The sequence below is a fragment of the Flavobacterium branchiarum genome (genome assembly GCF_030409845.1).
In the GTDB taxonomy this organism is placed as follows: Bacteria; Bacteroidota; Bacteroidia; order Flavobacteriales; family Flavobacteriaceae; genus Flavobacterium; species Flavobacterium branchiarum.
On the sequence record NZ_JAUFQQ010000003.1, the window covers coordinates 1,848,758 to 1,874,020 of the forward strand.

A 25,263-nucleotide genomic window follows, 5' to 3' on the forward strand; every position below is an offset into this window, starting at 1 on the left:
TTTTTTAGAAAATAAAACTTTAATAAAAGAACGTTCATTCATTTAATGTTTTGTATTTGCTAAAAAAAATCTAGTATGAGAGTAAGAGATGCAGATAAGGAGAAATTAGTTGTTGCTAATGCGATAGAATTAATTGTGCGAGATGGTTTTCAGGGTTTTAGTATGAATAAGTTAGCGAAAGCTTGTAACATTTCGGTAGCAACACTTTATATTTATTACAAGGACAAGGACGATTTAATAAAAAAAATAGGTACCGAAGTTACTCTTGAGTTCTTTTCATTTACAATAGAAAATTTTTCACCCGATATGAACTTTGAGGAAGGTTTATGGGTTCAATGGCAGAATCGCGCAGCATTTACATTTAAACACCCTAAAAAAGTTGCCTTTTTTGAAGTAATTAAGCAATCTCCGCACGCTGAAGATATATTGAATTCGACGACTAAATTTTCTGATTTTAGGATTATAATGAAGAAATTTATTAATAATGCATTGCAGAATAAGGAAATAATCGAGATGCAATTTGAAGTTTTCTGGAGTATTGCCTACGGCCCTTTATATACTTTACTTAATTTTCATAATGAAGGTAAAAGTTTAGGCGGTAGACCTTTTAAACTTACTCAAGAAATGATGAGAGAAGCTTTTCAGGCCTCGATACGAGGATTAAAACCATAAACAAATACTATGGAACCGGATTTAGATAACATTTATATTTTTAAAACAAATATTACACAGTTACATACTAATTGTGTTGTGAGTAAGACACTCAGCGATCATATTGCTATTTTGAAATGGAGCATTGACACAGAAGATGTAGATTGTGTTTTACGCATCGTTTCGGATTCCCTAACTACTGGAATAATTATAAATGTAATAAATGGTCTTGGGTATGAGTGCCAAGAATTAAATTAATAAAAATTCAATCTTTCAAATGGAAAAAACAAAAATAGAAATACCCCCATTTTCTTCTTATCAAAAATATATTATTGTCTTATTGGCGCTTTTACAGTTTACTGTAATTCTCGATTTTATGGTTATTTCTCCACTAGGGGATATACTAATGAAAAAACTTGATATGACTACCGCTAACTTTGGGTTGACTGTTTCAGCTTATGCATTTAGTGCTGGTATATCTGGATTACTTGCAGCCGGTTTCGCTGATAAATTTGACCGAAAAAAGTTGTTAGTTTTCTTTTATACAGGATTTATTATAGGAACTGTTTGTTGTGCTTTAGCAACCAATTACGCTTTGTTACTTGCAGCTAGAATTGTAACTGGACTTTTTGGTGGTGTTATCGGTTCTATATCATTGGCTATCGTAACCGATTTATTTGTGATTCATCAGCGTGGTCGTGTGATGGGGTTTATACAAATGGCGTTTGCTTCTAGTCAGATTTTAGGAATTCCTTTAGGGCTTTATTTTGCCAATCATTGGGGATGGCATTCGTCTTTTTTAATGATTGCTGGTTTAGGGATTCTTATACTTGTTACAATTGTAATCAAGATGAAACCAGTAGTAAAACACCTTGAATTTCAGTCTGATAAAAGTCCTTTATTACATTTATGGCATACTTTAAGTAATAAGGATTATCAAGTTGGTTTTCTGGCTATTGCATTTTTATCAATTGGCGGTTTTATGCTACAACCTTTCGGAAGTACTTTTTTGGTAAATAACATTAAAATTAGCCAATTAGATCTACCAATGATCTTTTTCTATACCGGAATTTCAGTACTTTTTATAATGCCTATTGTAGGGAAACTAAGTGACAAGGTTAACAAGTTTTGGTTGTTTACAGGTGGTTCTTTATTAGCAATTGTAATCATATTAATTTATACTAGTCTTGGTCCTGTTCCTTTATGGCAAATTGTGGGGCTTACTATGATTATGTTCATGGGGCTTATGAGTCGTATGGTTCCTGCAACAACACTTAATACTGGTATTCCTGAATTGAAAGATCGTGGTGCTTATATGTCTATAACTTCTTCGATGCAACAAATAGCTGGTGGTATTGGTGCCATATGTGCTGGATTGATTGTTCATCAAGAAACTAAAACGTCACCATTAGAAAATTATGATGTTCTAGGTTATGTCGTCTCTGTTGTTTCTATTTGTTCGATTTTCTTTATTTGGAGAGTGAATCAATTGGTTAAGTCGAAAGAGAAGAGTGGGAATATGGAATAGTGAGATGTTAGATGAAAGATGTGAGAGAAAAGAGAAAAGAGAAAAGAGGATAGAGAAAAGATGTGAGAGAAAAGATGTGAGATGTTAGAAGTAAGATGTTAGAGAAAAGATGAAAGATGTGAGATAAAAGAAGTCTGAATACTGAGACTATATACTGCAACTGAAAACTGCAACTGTCCTTCGGCTCCGCCCAGGATGACACTGCGACTGCGACTGAATACTGCGACTGTCCTTCGGCTACGCTCAGGATGACACTGCGACTGAACACTGAGACTAAGATACTACAACCTAAATTATAGATCAAAAAAACAAGCCACTTGTGAATCTTTACAAGTGGCTTTTTAGTTGTAATTAAATTTTTATTAGAGGTAATTTTAGTTCGTGATTTTTTCGACTAAAATGGTATTTTACCTCGAATAGAGTTTGAGATAAAGGTTTTGGAAATTATATTTATTCGACTTAATAAGCTGGATTTTTTTCGAAAAAATGGCGCATATTACTTTCAATGACAATTTTAGCAACAGTAAGCATGTTTGTAAATTCTATTAGTTGCGTTGTAATTTTTTGCTTTTCATATAGTAATGAGACAGTTTTCATTTTCATAGTTTCCATTTTGTCTAATAGTTTTCGGAAATCGGTGTCTTTATTTGTATAATATAATGTCATTAACGATTGTAATTCGGTCTTTAATTGAATAAAATAATCAGTATGTATATTAATTAAGGGTTCGTCAAAATCTTGCATTATTTTTTTTGATGAAAAAGATAGTCCATCGATAGTTTTCTCAATCTGATTTGAAGCCTGGTGCGCAAAAACTAAAGCTTCTAATAAGGAGTTTGAAGCCAACCTATTTTTACCATGTAATCCTGTTCGAGAACATTCTCCTATAGCGTATAAGTTTTTTACATTGGTTTCAGAGTTTTTGTTGACATTGACACCTCCACATTGATAATGAGCAACAGGAACAATAGGAATTAAATCTGTTTTTGGATTTAAACCAATTATTTTGCAATAATCTGTAATAGACGGAAAGTGGTTATAAAATTCTTCAAAATCCAAATGGCGACAATCTAAATAAACATGTTGTTTTCTTGAAGTTTCCATTTCTTCGCTTATGGCTTGCGAAACAATATCTCTGGTTGCTAATTCTCCGCGGGTATCGTACTTGAAGATAAAACGTTTTTCATCTTCATTAACGATATGAGCTCCAAACCCCCTAACAGCTTCTGATATTAAAAAGAAAGGATTTTTATCGCCCTCATACAGTGCTGTGGGATGAAATTGGATGTATTGTATGTCTTTTATTAAAGCTCCTGCTCTTGATGCTATAGCAATTCCATCGCCTGTAGCAATTTCTGGATTTGTAGTGTTTTTAAACAGCTGTCCGCATCCGCCCGTACTTAATACAATGGTTTTTGCTTGTATGTATTTTATTCGGTTATTGATTTTGTCACAATAAAAAGCTCCCGTACAGTAAGGATTTCCTTTGTTTTTTTTGGTATTTATATCAATAACCAAATGATTTTCTAATAGTGTTATATTAGATAGATGGCTTAATGTTTTTATAAGGTTTTTTTCGATTTCTGCTCCAGATATATCCTTGTGATGCAAAATTCGGTGTTGTGAATGACCGCCTTCTAAACCTAAATTCCAAATTCCTGATTTATCTTTATCAAAAGAAACGCCAATATCAATTAGCTCTTTTAATCGCTCAGGCGCTTGGTTAATTACCATACTAACGATTTCTTTATCACAGAGTCCGCCGCCAGATTGTATAGTATCTTGAATGTGTTTATCAAAACTATCCTCAATATGATCTGTAACAACAGCAATGCCACCTTGTGCCATTTGAGTATTAGAGTTTTGAGCTTTTTCTTTGGTCATTATTACAATAGACAAATCGGGACGTTTTCGCGCCGTTTTTATGGCAAAAAACAAACCTGCTATTCCTGAACCAATTATAAGTATATCAGCTTTCTTCATTTTGATTAATTTTTTAGGTTTATGGCAAATTGAGCATTCTGTTTATTGGCTTTATAGCTTCTATTCGTAATTCTTCATTGATGCTAATTTCGGGGCTTTCATTTTTTAGACATAAATAAAGTTTCTCTAATGTGTTGACTTTCATATAGGCACATTCGCTACAAGCGCAAGTATTATCTTCGTATGATGGGGCAGGAATAATTACTTTTTGTGGCGCATCTTTTGCAAGTTGGTGAAGAATTCCTGCTTCAGTCGCTACAATAAAAGTAGTAGCTGAGTCATTCTTGATGAAATTTAGCATTCCAGATGTTGACCCAATATAATGTGCCGTTTCCAGAATATGCCTCTCTGATTCTGGGTGTGCAACAATTTTTGCATCTGGGTTTGTATTGTATATTTCGACTAGTTTTTCTAATGAAAAGGCTTCATGAACGATACACGAACCATCCCAAAGTAATAAATCGCGTTTTGTTTCATTTTTCAGATACATTCCTAAGTTTTTATCAGGAGCAAAAATTATTTCTTGTTCTTTTGGAATTGCGTCTATAATTTTTTTTGCATTTGAAGAAGTACATACCCAATCACTCATGGCTTTTATTTCTGCCGAAGAATTTATATAAGTTACGACTACGTGCTCAGGAAATAATTCTTTTAGCTTCTTAAAATTCTGAGGAGAGCATCCATCTGCAAGTGAACATCCTGCACTTAAATCTGGCAAGAGGACTTTTTTATTTGGATTAAGAATTTTGGCTGTTTCTGCCATGAAATATACGCCTGCAAAAACTATTATAGTTGCATCTGTGGTTGCCGCTTTTTTTGATAATTCAAGACTATCACCTACAAAATCAGCAATATCCTGTATGTCTTTTTCTTGGTAGTAATGAGCGAGGATAATCGCATTTTTTTCTTGTTTTAATCGATTTATTTCAGAAACTAAGAATGATTTATCCATGTATTTATTTTTATATACAGTATTAGATTAGATAAGAAGAATATCTAAAACATATTTTATTATTTATTAAAAAAGGAACTTTGATATAAACAACTTCCAAACCGAAAACGCATTTTATAGAATTGTTTTGCTTTTGATGGGGGCTATTACATATTTTACAATTTCAAAATAGTGTATCCAGTCTAGAAGAAATTTATTCAATAATTTATACTACAATTGTTTTTTATAACATCTTAAATTATAATTATTTAAAATATAATTTTGGGATTTCACAGTGTAAAGATATTATTGAGGTTAGTTCTATTTTATGATTTAAATCATGAAACACCTTTTTTTTGATTTAATATTCAATTTCTCACGAAGTAGAAGTAACATAATAGAAGAAAGCCTGTAAATGCAAAATAAATTGTGCACTTACAGGCTTTGATTGATTTTATGAATAAGTTTATTCGAGGCTAATTAAGACTAGGTCCTTCGGGGATTTTAATAACTCGTTTGTGTCTTTTGGTTAATAATAAATATAGTATAGTAATACCAAGAACTATTAACAACGCTATTTCTAATTGAGCCAGCATATTGTATTGATTATATGCTTTATTGGCATTCTCCAATTGTAATTTGGCTTCATCAACTTGAATTTTAGAAAGCGATTCTAAAGTAACTAATGCTTGATCTGCCGCTCTTTCAACTTCTTGCCATTTTTTCTCTTGTACTAGATTGTTTATTTTGGCACAAATTGCAATAAAAACACTAAAATCTTCTTTTTCTTTGGGAGTTAAAACGGTATTATGATATAATAAATTTATTGCTTTAATGTTGTGGATAGATGTAATAATTGCATCGGCTTTTTCGATGTCATTATTGTCTTTGATAGCATTTGCTTTCACAAGGTTTAATTCATTAGCATAATGAAATATATAAGTAGAAACAACTAAACGATCTTTATAAATTGCATTAATGTTTTCATTAGTAGTTTCGGCGTTTCGTAATGTATTAAAGGTACTTAGTATTATAATTAGCATTACAATTGCCAGTACAAACGCGACTTTAGTCTTCTTACTACTATTTTTTAAACCCATCATATTATATTAAAAATATATAACGCAATATAATTATTTATTTGCAACAATTTTGTCATTTCAGTTCAAAATGTGCTTGTTGGATATTTCCAAAAAAAATGAAATTTAAGATAAATTAAAAACACCATAATCATTATAATTTGTACCTAATCTCAGTTTAGTTTCCTTATGAATTAATTAAATAGCCAAGTCTTTTTTTAGAAAATCTGCATAAAAATTAGGTATTGGACTTTCTTCTATTGCTTTTATTACTTCGTTCACAGGGTATTCAAGCTTGATAATTTCTGGAACGATTTTTTCTTCATCGATGTGTAAGATCAAGTAGGTAGCCAATGGACTATTTTCTCTTGATCGCCCTACAGAGCCGCAATTGATTAGCGTTCCTGCAGGAGATTCCTCTGTAGCTTCAACATGTCTTACGTAGGGCTTGTGGGTATGTCCCATAATGATAATAGCTACCTTTTCTTGGGCTAGCATCGATTGAACATCTGCGAGACTATGATTTTCATAGATATATTCGTCATTACTTCTGATACTGGCATGTACCAGTAGTATTTTTGTTTCTTTTCCAGAAATTGTAAAATTTAATAAAAACCTTTCGGGAAGTGTTTTTAAAAACTCTTTGTTTTCTCGTTTTATACTTTGTTTTGTATACTTTATTCCGTTTTCTCGGGCTGCTCTTTCCTCTTGATTGTGTTTTGCTAAAGGAGTTACTTCATAGTCGAATGCAATGCGTTCGTCATGGTTCCCCATCAAACAAGGAATATCTAATTCTTTAATGCACTCGATAACTTCATTATGCCAAGGAGCAAAATCGACTAAATCACCCAAGCAATATATTTGATCTATATTTCTTTGTTTTATATCTTCTAGAACTATTTTTAGTGCTGGTAAATTCCCATGTATGTCACTAATTATTGCTATGCGCTTCATGCTTTACGTTTATTTGAAAAAAATACAATTATTAATGCTATTACACTCCATAAAAGCATTTGTGATGTTGCCATATCCCATTTCCCTATCTTCCAACTTAAAAGTCCGAAATAAGTTCCAATTGCAGCACCAATAAAATAGGTTGTCATATATATGGTGTTTAGTCTACTATGTGCTTCTTCGTGTAAACTATATATACGTGTAAAATTAGTGATTTGAGTTGCTTGAACACCTATATCCAAAAAGAAAACACTAAGTATTAATACAGGAATGGAATAGGGGAAGAGTTTTAGGAGTATAATACTGCCTATTATCATCGAAACTGTTGTAATTAATGAGTTTCTTATGTTGCCTTTATCTGCTAATTTTCCGAAGTAAGGGGCAACCAATGCTCCTCCAATCGCAATCAAGCCAAAGAGTCCAATTATTCCCGAATGATAATTTAAAGGAGCACTACTAAGATGAAAGGTAAGCGTTGTCCAGAACGAGCAGAACACACCAAACGTAAAAGAACCTAAAAGTGCAGTTTGTCGTAAAACAGGATATTTTGGAATGAGAGCTATAGTTGATTTTATTAGATTAAAATAACTGCCTTTAAATTTTGAAGGTACTTCTGGTAAATATAATTTTAGCATAAATGTTACAGCAAGCACCATTATTCCGGATATTCCAAAAACATAACGCCATCCGAGTAATTCGGTTATGGTACCACTAATAACACGAGCGCCTAATATTCCAACTAATATGCCACTGAAAACAACACCCACATTTTTACCTCTATTCTCTTTACCTAAAGTAGCAGCCATAGGAAGTATAATTTGAGCTGGAGTGGAGAATAAACCAACAAAAAAGCTTAGTATGTATAATACTGTCAATGAAGATGTCAATGTTATAAAAAACAAAGTCAGAACCAATAAACAACACAGTAACAGAATAAGATTCTTTCGATTGACTTTGTCTCCAAGAGGAAGTAAGAAAAACATACCCAATCCATATCCTAATTGCGAGAGCATCGAAATTTTTCCGATTTGGGTTTCGGTAACTTCAAGTGATAAAGCAATTGCTTGAAGTATGGGTTGATTATAATATATGTTTGCAACAATTACACCTGCTGATACTGCCATTAGCGGAATCACCGCTGGTTTGAAGCTCGTCTTATTCATTTTTTTTTTGCAAAGCTATTATAGCTTTAAAAATAAAAATTGTACATTTAAACTGTATTTTTGTAAAAATAATTATAATTAGTGGAACGATTTATTCAGCATACTCCTTTATTTATTCGGCATTTCACAACCGAAATATGGCCGTTTCCAGTTCATAATCACAATCATTTTGAGTTAGTTTTTATTCATTCGGGCAGTGGATTGCACCAGTTAAATGGCGGGGAAGTCCCGTATAAAGGTAGCTGTGTGTTTTTGTTATGTCCATCTGATTATCATCTTTTTATAATAGAAAAGAAAACAGAGTTCAGCGTATTGAAATTTAATAATCGCTATCTCGACGGAACTTCATCGGAGACCGCTAAAAACGAATGGAATAAAGTTCTAGATCAATTGCTTGGGATAAGTAGTAATTTGGATGGGAAGTTGGTTGATTCTCCTCAAGAGTTAGAAAAAATTAGTCAGCTCATGCGATTAATTGTTGACGAATGGGATGGAGGAAGTCAGAATGGTTCTCATGAAGTACTTCTTTATTTAATCCGAAGTGTATTTGCAATTATAAAGAAAAATGCCTTTCACTCATTGGGTTCTAATGCGATTTTAAATGAAGGGCTTCTTGTCGGAATTATGAATTATATTCACAAAGAAATACGTACCCCTGCTAATTTAAATCTCAAAGTTTTATCCGCTCATTTTAATATGGCGCCCAATCATTTAAGTAGTTTGTTTAAAAGACAAACGGGTGGATCTATAAAAAAATACATTGACGATTATAAATATAGATTGATTGAAAACCGTCTTAAACATAGCACTGTTTTGATGAAAGAAATAAGTAATGAATTTGGCTTTTCAGATGTCAGTCATTTTAATAAATTCCTTAAAAAACAAACTGGACTTAATCCTAAAGAGGTGAGGAGTTTAGTTTTTAGTAATCAGTCTCAGTGATCAGTTTTCAGTCTCAGTAATCAGTCTCAGTAATCAGTCTCAGTAATCAGTTTACAGTTGCAGTTTACAGTCTCAGGAATCAGTTACAATGTCATCCTGAGCGGAGTCGAAGGACTGTATCTCCAATCTTGTCTTTCTGAGGGACGAAGAAACCCACATGTAGCTCTTTATACTTTGACGAATAGCTTGATGAGATTCTTCCTTCGTCAGAGTGATAAAATTGAGAATATGAACCTTCGTACTAATGAAGTTTTTAGTGACAGTATTCAGTCTCAGTATTCAGTCTCACTCTCAGTTTTTAGTCTCACTCTCAGTTTTTAGTCTCAGTATTCAGTCTTTATTCTTTATTCTTTATTCTTTATTCTTTATTCTTTGTTCTTTATTCTTTGTTCTTTATTCTTTATTCTTTGTTCTTTGTTCTTTGTTCTTTATTCTTTATTCTTTATTCTTTGTTCTTTATTCTTTGTTCTTTATTCTTTGTTCTTTATTCTTTGTTCTTTATTCTTTGTTCTTTATTCTTTATTCTTTATTCTTTATTCTTTATTCTTTATTCTTTGTTCTTTATTCTTTATTCTTTGTTCTTTGTTCTTTATTCTTTGTTCTTTATTCTTTGTTCTTTATTCTTTGTTCTTTATTCTTTGTTCTTTATTCTTTGTTCTTTATTCTTTGTTCTTTGTTCTTTGTTCTTTGTTCTTTGTTCTTTGTTCTTCCTTCTCATTACTTCTCCCTTCTTCAGTTTTTGTAACAATAAAAAAGGCACTTAATTTTTTACAATTAGTGCCTTTTTTGTATTTGATTTAATGCAGAATAATTTATTTAATTGTTATTGGAACTTCAACAGTTGTTTTGTCCCAACCAATCGTTAAATTAGCTACTGAACCTTTATTGGTAAAAGCTATTGATAATGCTTCAATAGGAGTTGATACAGTTTTAACAGGAACAACTACTCTCGCAATATCTTTGCTTTCATCATAAGCATAAGCTCCCCATAAATCAGTTTCGTTATTGATAATAATAGTCCATTTGTCTTTTTCAGGAATAGCAAATAAGCTATAAGTTCCCGCTGGAATATTTACTCCACCAACTGTAACTGGTTTGTAAAATTTGATTTCGGTATTTTCATTGGCTCCAAGACGCCAAACTTTACCAAATGGTATTAGTTCTCCAAAAATGGTACGTCCATTTGCTGAGGGTCTTGAATAAACGACTTTGATAACAGCAGTTGGCGTATCTGTTTTTTTAGATTTAACTGCTTTATGCGGATAATAGCTAATGTCAACTGGGGTTTTGTCCAAAGGAGCAAAATTGACATCTTGTGCGTTAACCGAAAATGCTGTCAATAAGATGATTAATAGTAAATTTAAGTTTTTCATATTCATGATTGTTATATGTTTTACACAAAGTAAAAAAATAATGAACATAAATCATATTATTTCTTTTCTTTTTTAAATGCTTGAAGCTGCAAATCCCCCATCGACTTTAACGATAGTTCCTGTTACAAATTTGGACATATCACTGCATAAAAATAAGAGTGCTCCATTTATATCTTCGGGTGTTCCAAATCTTCCCATTGGAGTTTGATCAATAATCTTCTGACCTCTAGGAGTTAGTTTTCCATTAGGATTTAATAGTAAAGCTTTATTTTGTTCACCAATAAAAAAGCCAGGAGAAATTGCATTTACACGAATTCCTTCTCCATATTTAGAAGCTAATTCTACTGCCATCCATTGGGTGAAATTATCAATAGCCGCTTTTGAAGCCGAATAACCCACAACTCTCGTCAAAGGTCTTTGTGCTGATGCTGACGAAATGTTTATGATGTTACCCTCTTTTTGTTTTGCAAATAACTCCGAAAACACTTGCGAAGGCAAGATGGTACCAATTATATTTAGATCTACTACTTTTTGTAAATCATCTAGATTCATGTTAAATATTGCCTGATCCGGACTTATGGTAGCTCCAGGCATGTTTCCGCCTGCAGCATTTATGAGAATATCAAGGCGGCCATATTTTTCTAGTATAAAATTTTTAGCCTTCTCGAGATCTTCTTTTTTTAATACGTTAGCTTGCATTGCAAAAGCTTGTCCGCCGTTATTTTGTATTTTTTCTACAATTTTGGTTGCCTTTTCAATCGATTGGGATACAATTCCTGTAATTACACCTTGTTGCGCTAAAACTGTAGCAAAATTGCTTCCCAATACTCCAGCACCACCAGTTATTAGAGCAATTTTTCCTTTTAGATTAAAAACTGAATCCATATTGTTTATAATTGTTTTTGTATTATCTGTACTATTTGTAGCACCTTTCTAGTTTCACTTTCGATGCCATCATAATCTCCGTTGTCTGTGCGCTCTTGAGTAATAAGTTTACTACCCAGTCCAACTGCTGAAACACCTGCAGAAAACCAGTTATTAATACTTGTGTGTGTTGTGTCAACACCACCAGTTGTCATAAAATATATTGAAGGAAATATATCTTTAATATTGCTCATGAATTTTGGGCTTAGAATGTTTCCGGGGAAAAGTTTTATGAATTTAATTCCAGCATTTTCAGCAGTAATAATTTCTGTAGGTGTCATACATCCCGGGCAATAAAGTCTTTCTTTACTTTGTAAAAATTGAGAGACTTCAGGAACAAAACCTGGACTTATAAAAAAATCTGCTCCAATTTCATAATATTGTTTTGCTTGTTCAATATTTTTTATTGTACCAATTCCTAATAGCATTCCGGGCATTTCTAAGTCTCTAATAATAATCATTCTCTTAAAATTAGCTATTGCCTCAGGTCCTCTATTAGTATATTCTACTGCTTTGATTCCAGCTTTATAGAGCGCTCTTAGAATTGCTAAACTAATAATTTCATCAGTATTGAAGTAAAGCGGAAGAATCCCTTGTTTTAATATAGTATCTATTGTATTCTGAATAGTATTCATAGTGTCATATTTTTACTTTTAGTACGATTTTTTTTAGTGTTCCGTTGCCAATCATTGCAGCATGAACATCTTCGGGATATAAGATAGCGAATTGATTTTCGTGTAATTGAAAAAACATATCTGGTGCATCATGAAAGAAACGAACATCTTTCTCATCACTATAATCTCCATTTGGGTTATTGCATTTTTCTCTTGGTTTCCATGCAAAAAATTCAGGACCTTGAATTGAAATTTGAATATCAATGTTTTTATCATGGCATTCAAAACCTTTAATGCTTTCTTCTTTTGTGGTTCCTTCGCCTACAATAACAATAGCTTTTAATCCTTCTGCAATTTGGTATGTTCCTTCACTAAGGTTTACAATGTCATTTTGTTTTATGTAGTCAAATGCTTTTTTGAAATTAGGATGTAAGCTATAATATGTTACTGCGTTATTTAATGAGTCTATTATCATTTTAATTTTAATTTTCTAATTATTTGAAGCTCTTCTTTTAAGATATATGAAGATGTTATTTTTTGTTGTATGCTTTTTTTGACCTAATTATGGAGTTTTCCCAATATTTAATTCCATAAAATGGATAATTTTTATTGGTTATAGAAGTAAAATCACCAGTAAACATACACGGATTGAAACAAATGTATGTAAAATGTTATCCATAACAAGTTATCTTCAATAATAAGAATTAATTTTGTATTTACATAGAATTACTTTTAACATAAAGAGAATTGGTATTATAACAATTAAGAAAATAGCAGAATTAGCCAATGTTTCAATAGGAACAGTTGATAGGATTATCCATAATCGTGGGCAAGTTACTTTAGAGAATGTGAGTAAAGTAAATGCTATAATCGAAGAATATGGATATAAAAGACATATTCTTGCGAGCAGTCTTACTTTAAATAGAAAATTTCATTTTGCAGTGCTTTTACCTAAATATGAAAACATCGAGTATTGGAAAAGCCAAGTTTCTGGAATTGAAAAAGCGGCAAACGAATTAGGGAAATTCGGAGTTGTTTTGAATTATTTTTTCTTTGATTTTAATACAACATCTTTCAAAAAGTATCTAAAAAAAATAATGAATTTTGAGTGTGACGGATTACTTTTCGCTCCAATTTTTTACAAAGAATCGTTGCATTTTCTTAATGAGTATAAAAAGAAAGGCATTCCAATTGTTATGATTGATACTGATATAGCAAGATATCAAAAACATGCTTATGTAGGTCAGGATGCATTTCAGAGCGGTTATTTAGCAGGTCGGCTTGTTAGTTTTTCTTTAAAAAAAGAAAAGAAAATTTTAATTTTTAAGATAACCAGAGAAATAGATAGTACTTCGGCTTATTTACAACGTATAGATGGATTCTATTCATTTTTTAAAGATCATGATGAGTTTTCCGATTTTAAATTCTCGGAAATTTCAATTAAGGGCTCTGGCATTAATCAATTAAATAAAGCCATGTTTGAAGATGTTAATTGTGTTTTTGTAACTAACTCTAGAGCCTATTTTGTAGCTCGTTTTCTGCAAGAAAATGATATTAAAGGAGTTCATATTATTGGTTATGATTTACTGAGAGAGAATGTAGAATATTTAAAAAGTGGTGTAATTGATTTTTTAATTAATCAAAAACCTGAAGAACAAGGATACATTGGAATTGATTATTTATATAAAAAAGTAGTACTACAAGAACCTGTCAAAGACACCTATTTTATGCCCCTCGAGATTGTTTTGAAAGAGAACTATTCATCGATAAGTAAAGGGATTTAAAATTTTGCTTTTCTTTATAAATAGCCATTTTGTTTTAGCCATTCTACACAATCTTTTGTCCAAAATTGACTAGTTCCATTTACGCCTAAACCAAATCCATGTCCTCCTTTTTCGTATAGGTGCAATTCTGCAGGCACATTGTTTTTTTTCAGAGCTAAATAATATTTAATGCTATTTTCTGAAGGGACCGCTATGTCGTCTGTCGCATGAACAATAAAAGCAGGAGGTGTGTTAGCAGTAACACTTTCTTCATTCGAGAATTTATCGATTACTTCTTTTGATGGATTTATGCCTAATAAATTAGTCATTGATCCTTTATGAGTAACTTCTTTAATCATGCTTATTACAGGATAAATTAGAATAGAAAAACTCGGTCGAGCACTGATTGTAAAATCTGTTTTGTAGGTAACATCATTGTAGTGAGTTGACAAACTTGAAGCTAAATGACCTCCTGCAGAAAAGCCAATAACGCCAATTTTAGTTGTATCTAAATTCCATTGATTGGCATTCTTTCTAATAAATCGCATAGCTTCTTGAGCATCTTGTAATGGTCCAATTGTTTTATTTTGCATTATCAAATCGCTAGGTAATCGATATTTTATCACAAACGCTGTAATCCCCATTGTGTTTAGCCATTTTGCAACTTTTATTCCTTCTTTATCTATTGATAAATGTGAATATCCTCCACCAGGGAAAATTAAAGCCGCCGTACCATTTGACTTAGTTTCATGTGGCAAGAAAATGCTTATTGTTGGAGTTGTAACCTGACTAATCCTAACGACTGTTTGATCTTTATTAATTTCGGTTTCTCTATAATTGGTGTTTTGGATAGCGTCTGGAATTGCCTTTGTCCATAGCGGAATTATTTTATCTTGTCCATATAGCGGTGCGCTTAGTTTTAAAATTATAATTAGGATTGTAACAGAAACGCAATTTTTGATCTTAGTATCATTTTTCATTTAAAGGAATTTAAAATTTTAGGATAAGGTTTATTTGAAGTTTCTTTAAGATGCTTTCATTTTATTTTTTTTTAAAATTATTTTCATCTTGTTTTTTGCGTATATAAAGCATTATTTTTGGAAAAAGTATATTTAACAGATATGTTAGTTAATACTTAGTTATGTTTTGTTTTTTTTATTCTATATGTTTATTTAATTAGTTTTTTTAAAAATATATTTAATTTATTTGCAAAGTTAGTATTAAAAACTATATTTGTGCAATCGATTACATAAATTTAATTTGTGTTCAAAATTTAGACATTAATCGATAGAAATAAAGCGAATTATTTTTAACTACCATAATAAACCAAAATCATGAACCAAACCACTAAATCAGCTGGAAAGTATCGCTGGAGTATATGTGCCTTGTTATTTTTTGCTACAACCATTAATTATTTAGACAGACAAGTTCTATCGTTAACTTGGAGCGATTACATTGCACCTGAGTTTCATTGGACAAATAATGATTATGGAAATATTACTGCTTTATTTTCAATTTTTTATGCAGTTTCTTTATTGTTTGCAGGTAGATTTGTGGATTGGTTAGATACCAAAAAAGGCTTTCTTTGGGCTATCGGAATTTGGTCTTTAGGGGCTTGTTTGCATGCTTTTTGTGGTATTGCTACTTCGGGAATAATAACAGGACATTGGTTCGTAGGTTTCGAAGAATCTAAAGAAATTATTAGTACAATTAATGATACTGGAATGGTAATTAACGTGAGTGTTACCTTGTTCATTTTTGCTCGTTTTATTTTGGCAGTAGGTGAGGCTGGTAACTTTCCTGCCGCGATTAAAACAACTGCTGAATATTTCCCTAAAAAAGATAGAGCATTTTCTACAAGCATATTTAATGCAGGTGCTACCGTTGGAGCATTGGCAGCGCCAATATCAATTCCTTTTATTGCAAAATCATTTGGTTGGGAAATGGCCTTTATTATTATTGGTGCTTTAGGTTTTGTATGGATGGGATTTTGGGTTTTTATGTATGATAAGCCCGAAAGACATCCAAAAGTATGTGCTGCAGAATTAGAATATATACAACAAGATGATATTGCAGATAGTAAGTTAGAAGGATATGTACCTGCAAATACCGATAAAGTTTCTTTTATGGATTGCTTTAAATATAAACAAACATGGGCTTTTGCTTTTGGTAAGTTTATGACTGATGGAGTTTGGTGGTTTTTCTTATTCTGGACTCCTGCTTATTTGAGTTCTGTTTATGGAATGGATTCTACAGAAGCTGCTTTACCATTATTTGTTTTATACATGATTACTTTGTTATCAATAATCGGTGGGTGGTTGCCAACTTATTTCGTAGAAAAAAAAGGTATGAATCCTTATGAAGGAAGAATGAGAGCAATGTTAATTTTTGCATTCTTTCCGTTGTTGGCATTAATAGCACAACCATTAGGGCATATTAGTTATTGGTTACCTGTAATTATAATTGGAATTTCGGGAGCTGCTCACCAATCTTGGTCTGCTAATATATTTACTACAGTTGGAGATATGTTTCCTAAAAAAGCAATTGCTACTATTACTGGTATTGGTGGTCTTGCTGGAGGGGTTGGTTCTACTTTAATCAACAAAGGATCTGGTTTATTATTTGATTTTAGCAAAGAAACCAACATGGAATTTATGGGTTTTCAAGGAATTGAAGCTGGTTATTTTATCATTTTTTCAATATGTGCTATCTGTTATTTAACAGGATGGTCAGTAATGAAACTTTTAGTACCAAAATACAGTCCTATAACTAATTTATAACTCGAAATTATTATTTGTTTATATCGTTAATTAGAATATAATTTATAACTTTGTAATCGATTACATTATTAAAAAGAAATTATGACAAACTTTGAATTTAGATACGCGACCAATCCAACAGATTTTAAAAAATATGGTACTGACGAATTAAGAGCTCAGTTTTTAATTGAGAAATTGTTTGTAGAGAATGCAATACAGTTAACCTATTCTATGTATGACAGATATATTGTTGGAGGAATTATGCCCGTTGGAAAAGTTTTAAAACTAGAGACGATACCCTATTTAAAATCAGAAAACTTTTTAGATAGAAGAGAATTAGGAATAATAAATGTTGGTGGAAAAGGAACTGTTACTGTTGATGGAGAAGTTTTTGAATTAGATAAAAAAGAAGCTTTGTATGTCGGTTCAGGATGCAAAGAAGTTTTGTTTGCAAGTGTTAGTGGTGAACAAGCTTTATTTTATATCAATTCGGCTCCAGCTCATGCTAAGTTTCCAAATAAAAAAGTTGGCAAAGAAAATGCCGAGGTAATTCAGTTAGGAGATGAAAAGACTGCAAATCGCAGGGTTTTAAATAAATTAATAGTTAACAGTATTGTTCAAACATGTCAGTTACAAATGGGATTAACAGAGTTATTACCCGGCAATGTTTGGAACACGATGCCTGCACATACGCACGACAGAAGAATGGAAGCTTATTTCTATTTTGATTTAGAAGCTCCTCAAACAATTTGTCATTTCTTGGGTGAGCCACAAAACACACGTCATATTTTTATGCAGAATCATCAAGCTGTTTTATCGCCTGAATGGTCTATTCACTCAGGAGCAGGAACATCAAACTATTCTTTTATATGGGGAATGGCAGGTGAGAATTTAGATTACGGAGATATGGATATCGTTGCACCAAACGAACTTAAATAAAGTACTATGAAATTATTTGATTTAACCAATAAAAGAGCTCTAATAACAGGAGGTACACATGGTCTTGGTATGGCTATGGCCGAAGGTTTGGCGCAAGCTGGAGCTGAGTTAGTAATTAGTAGTACCACACCAAGTAAACTAGAAGAAGCACTTGCTTATTACAAAAGTAAAGGATATAAAGCATCAGGATATATTTTTGATGTCACGGATGAAAAAGTTGCCGCCGAGCAAATTGAGGCAATCGAAAAGAATCAAGGCCCAATTCATATTCTGGTAAACAATGCAGGAATAATAAAGAGAGAGCCTGCGGTAAGCATGCCAATCGAAGATTTTCGTAGAGTTGTAGATGTTGATTTGGTTGGAGCTTTTATTATGTCGCAACTAGTGGGACGAAATATGATTGCTCGTAATGAAGGTAAAATTATTAATATCTGCTCGATGATGAGCGAGTTAGGTAGAAGCAGTGTAACTGCTTATGCTGCTGCAAAAGGTGGTTTAAAAATGCTTACCAAAAACTTAGCTACTGAATGGGCAAAACATAATATTCAGGTTAACGGAATAGGCCCAGGTTATTTTGCTACTTCACAAACGGAACCAATTCGCGTAGACGGAAATCCGTTTAATGAATTTATCATAAGCCGAACTCCTGCAGGACGTTGGGGAGATCCAGAGGATTTAGCAGGTACAGCAGTTTTTTTAGCTTCTGAAGCTAGTCGATTTGTAAACGGGCAAATTATATATGTTGATGGTGGAATCTTAGCCACAATTGGTAAACCATCAAACGAATAATCACTTTTTTTAATTATTACTATGAGCACTAATCAATCTTTTATAAACGATAATTTTTTACTAGAAAATAAATTTGCGGAAGAATTATATCATAATTATTCTAAAAATCAACCGATTATAGATTATCACAATCATCTATCACCACAGCATATTGCAGATAATACTATTTTTAATAATATCACTAATGTGTGGATAAACGGCGACCACTATAAATGGCGTGCCATGCGTACATTAGGTATTGATGAGCAATTTATAACAGGAAATGCTTCAGACAAAGATAAATTCATGAATTGGGCAAAAACTGTTCCATATACCATGCGTAATCCTTTGTATCATTGGACGCACTTAGAATTGGCTCGCTATTTTGATATCTATGATTTGCTGAATGAAAAATCGGCAGAGAAGATATATATAGAAGCCTCAGAGAAAATAAATTCAGAAGCATATAGCACACAAAACTTACTAAAAAAAGTAAATGCTGAATTAGTGTGTACAACCGAAGATCCTATAGATAATTTAGAGTTCCATCAAAAGCTAACTCAAAATCCGATTGGAACTAAAATGAGTACTGCTTTTAGGCCCGATAAAGCTATTCTAATTTCTAATGATGGTTACAATCAATACATAGATACTTTAGGAGAAGTTGCAGGAGTTACAATTAGTTCTTATTCTGATTTATGTACTGCATTAAAAAATAGAATTGAATATTTTACGAATAACGGTTGCAAGCTTAGCGATCATGGATTGGATCAAATTTACTTTGAGAATTTTACGGAAAGTGAAATAAATTCAATCTTCAAAAAGAAAAGAGAAAATCAAACAATTACTCCCGAGGAAGGATTGAAATTTCAAAGTGCAGTCTTATTGTTTTTGTCTGAAACCTATCATGAATTTGGATGGGTGCAACAGTTTCACTTAGGTGCTTTAAGAAATAATAATGCTAGAATGCACAGAATTTTGGGACCTGATACAGGTTGGGATTCTATTGGTGATTACCCACAAGCGCAAAAATTGTCTGCTTTTTTAAATGCTTTAGATAGCAAAGATAAATTGACTAAAACAATTATATATAATTTAAATCCTGCCGATAATGAAGTGATGGCAACTATGATTGGAAATTTCAATGATGGTAGTATCAGAGGTAAAGTGCAGTTTGGTTCTGGATGGTGGTTTTTAGATCAAAAAGACGGAATGACTAAGCAATTAAATGCGCTTTCAAATATGGGTTTGATTAGCTGTTTTGTTGGAATGCTAACGGATTCTAGAAGCTTTTTATCTTTTCCTAGACACGAATATTTCCGACGTATACTTTGTAATCTTTTAGGTGACGAAATTAAACGTGGTGAATTACCTAATGATATGGAATGGATTGGTAAAATGGTTCAGGATATCTCTTATAATAATGCTAAGGAATATTTTAAGTTTTAAAGGTGATTAACCGATTAATCGCAAAGTTCTGAACTATTAAGTTTTTTAAACGCAAGGTTCGCAAGGGTTTCGCAAAGATCGCAATCCCAAAGCGTCGGGATAAAATCCTTTTAATTTGTGGTAAAACAAACTATTAAAGACTAAACCTTAATTTTTCTTAATCTCTTGGTGGTTCAAAGCTTTGCGAACCTTGCGAAAACTTTGCGAACCTTGCGGTTATTTTTTTTAAAGTATTACAGTAAATAATTCATAATAAATAATTCATAATGAATAAAGTAGTTGCATTCGGCGAAATTATGTTGCGTCTTTCTACAGAGAGGCATTTACGTTTTTCTCAGGCCAAAACATTTGGATCCAATTATGGAGGAGGCGAATTTAATGTTTGTGTTTCTCTGGCTAATTATGGTGTAAATGCAGAGTTTATTACCCGATTACCTGAAAATGAAATTGGAGCTTCGGCGGTAAAAGAAATGCGAAAAATGAACGTTGCTTCCCCAAATATAATTTATGGAGGAGAGCGTTTAGGAATTTATTTTTTAGAAACAGGAGCAGGAACAAGAGGCAGTAACGTAGTTTATGACCGTGCGCATAGCTCGATGGCAACTATTGAAAAAGGATTAATTGATTGGGAAAAAGTATTAGAAGGAGCAAATTGGTTTCACTGGAGTGGCATTACACCAGCTATTTCTCAAAGTGCAGCAGAAGCCTGTTTAGAAGCAATTAAAGTAGCTCATAAATTGGGTATTACTATTTCATGTGATTTAAATTATAGATCAAAACTTTGGCAATACGGAAAAGCACCATGTGATGTGATGCCGGAGATGTTGCAATATAGTAATGTTATTTTGGGAGATATCGATACAGCCTATTTTATGTTGGGGATCCCTAAGGTAAATCCTAATTATCAGGATGAAAAATCACTTCCTATTTTATACAGTAAATTATTTGAGGTTATTCCGAATTTAAAAACTGTAGCAACGACTTTGCGTTATTCTGTAAGTGCTTCTCACCAAAGAATAGGAGGAATATTATTTGATGGAAAATCAATTTATCAAGCAGCAGTACAAGAAGTAACACCTGTGGTAGATCGTGTAGGAAGCGGGGATGCTTTTATGGGAGGATTAATTTATGGTTTATTGGAATATCAAAATAATAAACAAAAAGCATTAGATTTTGCAGTAGCGGCATGTTGTTTAAAACATACGATTGCAGGAGATTATAATTTGGTGACATTAAAAGAAGTTGAAAATATGTTAGACGGTAATTCTACGGGATTAGTATCTAGATAAAAAATATAAAAATGGCAAAATATACAAGAATTGAAGTAGCTACGGTAATGAAAGAGAACGGTATGATTCCGCTATTTTTTCATTCAGATATAGAAATAAGTAAAAAAGTCTTAAAAGCTTGTTACGATGGAGGTTCTCGCTTAATGGAGTTTACAAGCAGAGGTGATTTTGCTTTTGAAGTATTTGGAGCTTTAAATAAATATGCATTGGCTGAATTACCAGGAATGATTCTGGGAGTAGGATCGGTTACAGATGCTGCTTCGGCTTCGCTTTATATGCAATTGGGAGCAAATTTTATTGTAACCCCAGTGCTTAGAGAAGATATCGCAATTGTGTGTAATCGCCGCAAAGTATTATGGTCTCCAGGTTGTGGATCACTTACTGAAATTGCTAGAGCAGAAGAGTTAGGTTGTGAAATTGTAAAATTATTTCCAGCTGATATTTATGGTCCAGAATTCATAAAAGGAGTAAAAGGCCCATCTCCATGGACAAGTATAATGCCTACAGGTGGAGTTTTACCAACCGAAGAAAGTTTGTCTTCTTGGTTAAATGCCGGGGCAACATGCGTAGGTATTGGTTCGCAATTAATTTCAAAAGAGATAGTTGACAATAATGATTTTGAGGGATTAAAAAACAAAGTCAGTCAAGTACTTGAGATTATTAAAAAGATTAGAAAATAAAATACGGAGTATAAATTCCTAAAGATTGTTTTTAAATTTTTTTTTTGATTTTTATGTTGTAACAGAACATTATTCTTAAAAATAAACCTTGCCAGTCCTCACAACAAGTTTTGTTTGTAAACAAGTATAATGTTTCTTTTACAACTAAAAAAAAAGAAGTTTAATTCAGTTATATACAACACTTTAAGTTAGACTAATGAAAAAATTAAATAGAGAAAATATAGGGTTATCAGAGCAACTTCCAATAAAAATTGTTCAATTTGGAGAAGGAAATTTTTTAAGAGCATTTGTAGAATTTGCTTTTCAGAAACTAAATCAAGATGCTAATTTTAATGCAGGAATAGCTGTAGTGCAGCCTATTGACAAAGGTCTTGTAAACATGATTAATGATCAGGATGGATTGTACACTTTATTCATGAAAGGAATAAAAAAAGGGAATGAAATTCAAGAAAAAGAATTAATTACCAATATTGTAAAAGCCGTTGATCCATATGCTTCTTTTGCTGATTTTTTGGCTTTAGCCAAAGAAGAAGAATTGGCTTTTATTATTTCTAATACTACAGAAGCTGGTATTGAATATATCGCTACTGATAAGCCAACCATGCAACCTCCAGTTTCGTTTCCTGCAAAGTTAACGGTGCTTTTATACGAAAGATTTAAACATTTTAATGGAGATAAAGAAAAAGGGCTAACGATTATTCCTTGTGAATTAATTAATTATAATTCAGATACTTTAAAAGATATTATCTTAAAATATTGTTCAGATTGGAGTCTTGAAGTTGATTTTACAATATGGCTTTCGGATCATTGTACATTTCATAATACATTGGTAGATCGTATTGTTCCTGGATATCCAAAAGATGAAATCGAAGAATATAATAAACAGCTAGATTATTCAGATAATTTGATTGTTAGTGCCGAGACTTTCTTTTTATGGGTTATTGAAGGCGATGATAAATTAAAAGCAAAGCTTCCGTTTGAAAAGACTGATTTGGATGTGAAGATCGTTTCTGATATGCAACCGTATAGAACGCGTAAAGTTCGAATTCTAAACGGTGCTCATACTGCAATGGTTCCGTTTTCTTTGCTTTATGGAAATGAAACAGTAAAAGAAACTGTTGATAATTCATTTACTGGAGAGTTTGTAAATAGAGCTGTTTTTGATGAAATCAATGACACATTAAATATGGATAGAGAGGAACTAATTAGTTTTTCACATGAAGTTTTAGATCGTTTTAGAAATCCATTTATCAAGCATTTGCTATCAAGTATTGCCTTAAATTCTATTTCAAAATTTAAAGTTCGTGTCTTGCCAAGTTTAGTCGAGTATGTTGCAATTCATAACAAGCTTCCAATTCATTTAACGTTTGCATTTGCTTGTTTGATTCGTTTTTATAAAGGCACTTGGCAAAACCAAACTTTACCTGTTAATGATAGCGAAGAAATAGTTGCTGTATTTAAAGAAGTTTGGAAATCGGATGATTATTATGAAATAGCAACTCAGGTATTACAAAATAAAAGTTTCTGGGACGAAGATTTAACGACTATTACATCTTTAAAAGATGCAATTGCAATTGCTTTATCAGAAATTGAATTGAATGGAATTGAGCAAGGTTTTGCCAATTTTGCAAAGAAATTAAAATAATAACCTCATACATTTTACCATGCAAAAAAAAATAATAAAAGTTAATCCTACTGACAATGTAGCTGTAGCCTTAGTAAATCTAGTTGCTGGAGAAACTATTCAGTTTGAGGGAGAAACTATTACAGTGGTTTCAGATACCAAATCGAAGCATAAAATTGCTTTGTCTGATTTTGCCTCAGATGAAAAAATCATTATGTATGGTGTTTTGGTGGGTAGAGCTAGTCAAGTAATTGTAAAAGGCGATGTACTTACTACTAGTAATGTAAAACATGAAAGTGCAAAAGTATTCGAAAAAACAGAATCCATAGGTTGGACTGTTCCAAATATCGATAAATGGAAGGATAGAACTTTTGATGGATATCACAGAGAAGATGGACAAGTAGGAACTGAAAATGTTTGGTTGTTTTTTCCATTGGTTTTTTGTGAAAACAGAAACATCGAAATATTAAAAGATATTTTTGAAAAAGAGTTGATGAAGCCCAAAGAAAACGATTACCAATTATTACTTCGTTCTTTAGTAAGTAGTGAAAGTGGCGTTTCGGGTAATGAAAATAAAGCTAACGATACTGATTTATTTAAAAATATTGAAGTAAAGTTTATCACACATCAAGGTGGCTGTGGCGGTATTCGCCAGGATTCACATAGCTTGGCTAAATTATTAGCAGGTTATGTAAATAATCCTAATGTTGCCGGAGCAACTGTATTGAGTTTGGGTTGTCAAAACCTTCAGATTCAGATTTTTAAAGATGCTTTAGATGAAATAAATCCGAATAGCAAAAAGCCTGTTTTAATTTATGATCAACAGCAAATCGGAACGATAGAAGCGATGTTAAGTAGTGTTGTAAAAGACACTTTTGAAGCGATTAAAAAAGCGAATAAATTAGAAAGAAAACCAGCCCCGTTATCTAAACTAACAATTGGTTTAGAGTGCGGTGGATCGGATGGATTCTCTGGAATTTCTGCAAATCCAACATTGGGTATAACGTCTGATTTATTGGCTGCATTAGGAGGAACTACAATCCTATCTGAATTTCCTGAATTATGTGGAGTAGAGCAGGAGTTGGTAAATCGTTGTGTTGAGGATGAGAGCGGAAAACGTTTCTTGGAGTTAATGAAATGGTATGAAAAAACGGTTGTTGATGCAGGTTCAGGATTTGATATGAATCCGTCTCCGGGTAATATCAAAGATGGTTTGATTACTGATGCAATGAAATCGGCAGGAGCGGCTAAAAAAGGAGGAACTTCTCCAATTGTTGGAGTTTCTGATTATGGAGAATACATTACAAAACCGGGTTTAAACTTGCTTTGTACGCCAGGAAATGATGTGGAATGTACTACTGCAATGGTAGGATCTGGAGCTAATATTGTTTTATTTACGACTGGTCTAGGAACACCAACTGGAAACCCAATTGCACCTGTGGTGAAAATATCTTCGAATTCTGAATTGGCAGCAAAAATGTCGGATATTATTGATATCGATACAGGAGGTATTATTACTGGTGAAAAATCTATTGAGGAAATGGGAGATGAAATGTTAGAATTCATAATTAATGTTGCTAGTGGAAAAATTAAAACTAAAGCCGCTATTTTAAATCAGAATGACTTTATTCCTTGGAAAAGAGGGGTTTCGCTTTAAGGTTATTATGTAGAATTTAATTGTAAAGCTTGTAGTGTTTAGCCGTAAAGTACGCTAAGATTTGCGCTAAGTTCGCAAAGCTTTGAAGTCAAAAATAGATGTAATGTTTTATCGCAAAGTACGCTAAGATTTTCGCTAAGTTCGCAAAGCTTTGAACCTAAAAAGTTATTTATTTATATCCTAACAGGTTTTT

The 25,263-nt window shown here is 32.4% G+C and carries 23 protein-coding genes; 13 read left to right on the forward strand and 10 right to left on the reverse strand.

The annotated features are described in order from the left end of the window. Window positions 1-75: 75 nt before the first annotated feature. From QWY99_RS08840 to QWY99_RS08850, 3 genes are all read left to right on the forward strand, one after another. The gene (locus QWY99_RS08840) at window positions 76-672 is read left to right on the forward strand and encodes a TetR/AcrR family transcriptional regulator (RefSeq protein WP_290263869.1); all 597 of its coding nucleotides are present in this window, start codon (window positions 76-78) and stop codon (window positions 670-672) included. A 78-nt stretch (window positions 673-750) separates the two neighbouring features. Beyond that, window positions 751-909 carry a hypothetical protein gene (locus QWY99_RS08845; protein WP_290263872.1) on the forward strand — a complete coding sequence of 53 codons (159 nt, stop codon included), beginning with the start codon at window positions 751-753 and terminating at the stop codon, window positions 907-909. A gap of 19 nt (window positions 910-928) precedes the next feature. Further along, window positions 929-2,179: an MFS transporter gene (locus QWY99_RS08850; protein WP_290263878.1), complete on the forward strand. Its 1,251-nt coding sequence runs from the start codon at window positions 929-931 to the stop codon at window positions 2,177-2,179. Window positions 2,180-2,638: 459 nt separating this feature from the next. On the opposite strand, the gene nadB is transcribed toward QWY99_RS08850, so the two are convergent. The 5 genes from nadB to QWY99_RS08875 form a co-directional block, all read right to left on the reverse strand. Then, window positions 2,639-4,162: an L-aspartate oxidase gene (gene nadB, locus QWY99_RS08855; RefSeq protein WP_290263881.1), complete on the reverse strand. Its 1,524-nt coding sequence runs from the start codon at window positions 4,160-4,162 to the stop codon at window positions 2,639-2,641. Between the two features lie 19 nt (window positions 4,163-4,181). Continuing rightward, window positions 4,182-5,114 (reverse strand): quinolinate synthase NadA, encoded by a 933-nt coding sequence (gene nadA / locus QWY99_RS08860; RefSeq protein ID WP_290263884.1) that lies wholly within the window; start codon window positions 5,112-5,114, stop codon window positions 4,182-4,184. A gap of 455 nt (window positions 5,115-5,569) precedes the next feature. Then, window positions 5,570-6,196 (reverse strand): MCP four helix bundle domain-containing protein, encoded by a 627-nt coding sequence (locus QWY99_RS08865; protein ID WP_290263887.1) that lies wholly within the window; start codon window positions 6,194-6,196, stop codon window positions 5,570-5,572. Between the two features lie 174 nt (window positions 6,197-6,370). Beyond that, window positions 6,371-7,126 (reverse strand): metallophosphoesterase family protein, encoded by a 756-nt coding sequence (locus QWY99_RS08870; protein ID WP_290263889.1) that lies wholly within the window; start codon window positions 7,124-7,126, stop codon window positions 6,371-6,373. After that, window positions 7,123-8,289 carry an MFS transporter gene (locus QWY99_RS08875; protein WP_290263891.1) on the reverse strand — a complete coding sequence of 389 codons (1,167 nt, stop codon included), beginning with the start codon at window positions 8,287-8,289 and terminating at the stop codon, window positions 7,123-7,125. Before QWY99_RS08875 ends, QWY99_RS08870 begins: the two co-directional genes overlap by 4 nt. Before the next feature lie 81 nt (window positions 8,290-8,370). On the opposite strand from QWY99_RS08875, the gene QWY99_RS08880 reads away from it, so the two are divergent. Next, complete coding sequence (locus QWY99_RS08880; protein WP_290263893.1) at window positions 8,371-9,231, forward strand: AraC family transcriptional regulator; 861 nt, start codon at window positions 8,371-8,373, stop codon at window positions 9,229-9,231. A gap of 812 nt (window positions 9,232-10,043) precedes the next feature. Here QWY99_RS08880 and QWY99_RS08885 read toward each other — a convergent pair. The 4 genes from QWY99_RS08885 to QWY99_RS08900 all read right to left on the reverse strand — a co-directional run bounded on the left by QWY99_RS08885 (window position 10,044) and on the right by QWY99_RS08900 (window position 12,617). Further along, a complete protein-coding gene (locus QWY99_RS08885) occupies window positions 10,044-10,604 on the reverse strand; it encodes a DUF2911 domain-containing protein (protein WP_290263896.1) in 561 nt (186 codons plus the stop codon). Window positions 10,605-10,676: 72 nt separating this feature from the next. Beyond that, on the reverse strand, window positions 10,677-11,489 hold the full coding sequence (locus QWY99_RS08890) for an SDR family oxidoreductase (RefSeq protein ID WP_290263900.1): 813 nt from the start codon (window positions 11,487-11,489) through the stop codon (window positions 10,677-10,679). Between the two features lie 5 nt (window positions 11,490-11,494). Then, window positions 11,495-12,163, reverse strand: a complete 669-nt coding sequence (locus QWY99_RS08895; RefSeq protein WP_290263902.1) for a bifunctional 4-hydroxy-2-oxoglutarate aldolase/2-dehydro-3-deoxy-phosphogluconate aldolase — start codon at window positions 12,161-12,163, stop codon at window positions 11,495-11,497. 4 nt (window positions 12,164-12,167) lie between these two features. Further along, on the reverse strand, window positions 12,168-12,617 hold the full coding sequence (locus QWY99_RS08900; RefSeq protein ID WP_290263905.1) for a NanQ anomerase/TabA/YiaL family protein: 450 nt from the start codon (window positions 12,615-12,617) through the stop codon (window positions 12,168-12,170). A 235-nt stretch (window positions 12,618-12,852) separates the two neighbouring features. Between QWY99_RS08900 and QWY99_RS08905 the strand changes: the two genes are divergently transcribed. Further along, window positions 12,853-13,926, forward strand: a complete 1,074-nt coding sequence (locus QWY99_RS08905) for a LacI family DNA-binding transcriptional regulator (protein ID WP_290263907.1) — start codon at window positions 12,853-12,855, stop codon at window positions 13,924-13,926. Between the two features lie 14 nt (window positions 13,927-13,940). Here the strand turns inward: QWY99_RS08905 and QWY99_RS08910 are convergent, their stop codons facing one another. Beyond that, on the reverse strand, window positions 13,941-14,885 hold the full coding sequence (locus QWY99_RS08910; RefSeq protein ID WP_290263909.1) for an alpha/beta hydrolase: 945 nt from the start codon (window positions 14,883-14,885) through the stop codon (window positions 13,941-13,943). A gap of 354 nt (window positions 14,886-15,239) precedes the next feature. On the opposite strand from QWY99_RS08910, the gene QWY99_RS08915 reads away from it, so the two are divergent. The 8 genes from QWY99_RS08915 (at window position 15,240) to QWY99_RS08950 (ending at window position 25,070) form a co-directional block, all read left to right on the forward strand. Next, window positions 15,240-16,685 carry an MFS transporter gene (locus tag QWY99_RS08915; RefSeq protein ID WP_290263911.1) on the forward strand — a complete coding sequence of 482 codons (1,446 nt, stop codon included), beginning with the start codon at window positions 15,240-15,242 and terminating at the stop codon, window positions 16,683-16,685. An 81-nt stretch (window positions 16,686-16,766) separates the two neighbouring features. Further along, a complete protein-coding gene (kduI, locus tag QWY99_RS08920) occupies window positions 16,767-17,603 on the forward strand; it encodes a 5-dehydro-4-deoxy-D-glucuronate isomerase (RefSeq protein WP_290263913.1) in 837 nt (278 codons plus the stop codon). Window positions 17,604-17,609: 6 nt separating this feature from the next. After that, entirely contained in the window at window positions 17,610-18,392 is a 783-nt protein-coding gene (locus QWY99_RS08925) for a gluconate 5-dehydrogenase (RefSeq protein WP_290263916.1), read from the forward strand. A 21-nt stretch (window positions 18,393-18,413) separates the two neighbouring features. Further along, entirely contained in the window at window positions 18,414-19,820 is a 1,407-nt protein-coding gene (gene uxaC / locus QWY99_RS08930; RefSeq protein WP_290263918.1) for a glucuronate isomerase, read from the forward strand. A gap of 266 nt (window positions 19,821-20,086) precedes the next feature. After that, window positions 20,087-21,109 carry a sugar kinase gene (locus QWY99_RS08935; RefSeq protein ID WP_290263919.1) on the forward strand — a complete coding sequence of 341 codons (1,023 nt, stop codon included), beginning with the start codon at window positions 20,087-20,089 and terminating at the stop codon, window positions 21,107-21,109. Between the two features lie 11 nt (window positions 21,110-21,120). Further along, complete coding sequence (locus QWY99_RS08940; protein ID WP_290263921.1) at window positions 21,121-21,789, forward strand: bifunctional 4-hydroxy-2-oxoglutarate aldolase/2-dehydro-3-deoxy-phosphogluconate aldolase; 669 nt, start codon at window positions 21,121-21,123, stop codon at window positions 21,787-21,789. Window positions 21,790-21,985: 196 nt separating this feature from the next. Continuing rightward, on the forward strand, window positions 21,986-23,434 hold the full coding sequence (locus QWY99_RS08945) for a tagaturonate reductase (RefSeq protein ID WP_290263925.1): 1,449 nt from the start codon (window positions 21,986-21,988) through the stop codon (window positions 23,432-23,434). A gap of 19 nt (window positions 23,435-23,453) precedes the next feature. Further along, a complete protein-coding gene (locus QWY99_RS08950; RefSeq protein ID WP_290263927.1) occupies window positions 23,454-25,070 on the forward strand; it encodes a UxaA family hydrolase in 1,617 nt (538 codons plus the stop codon). Window positions 25,071-25,263 lie beyond the last annotated feature (193 nt).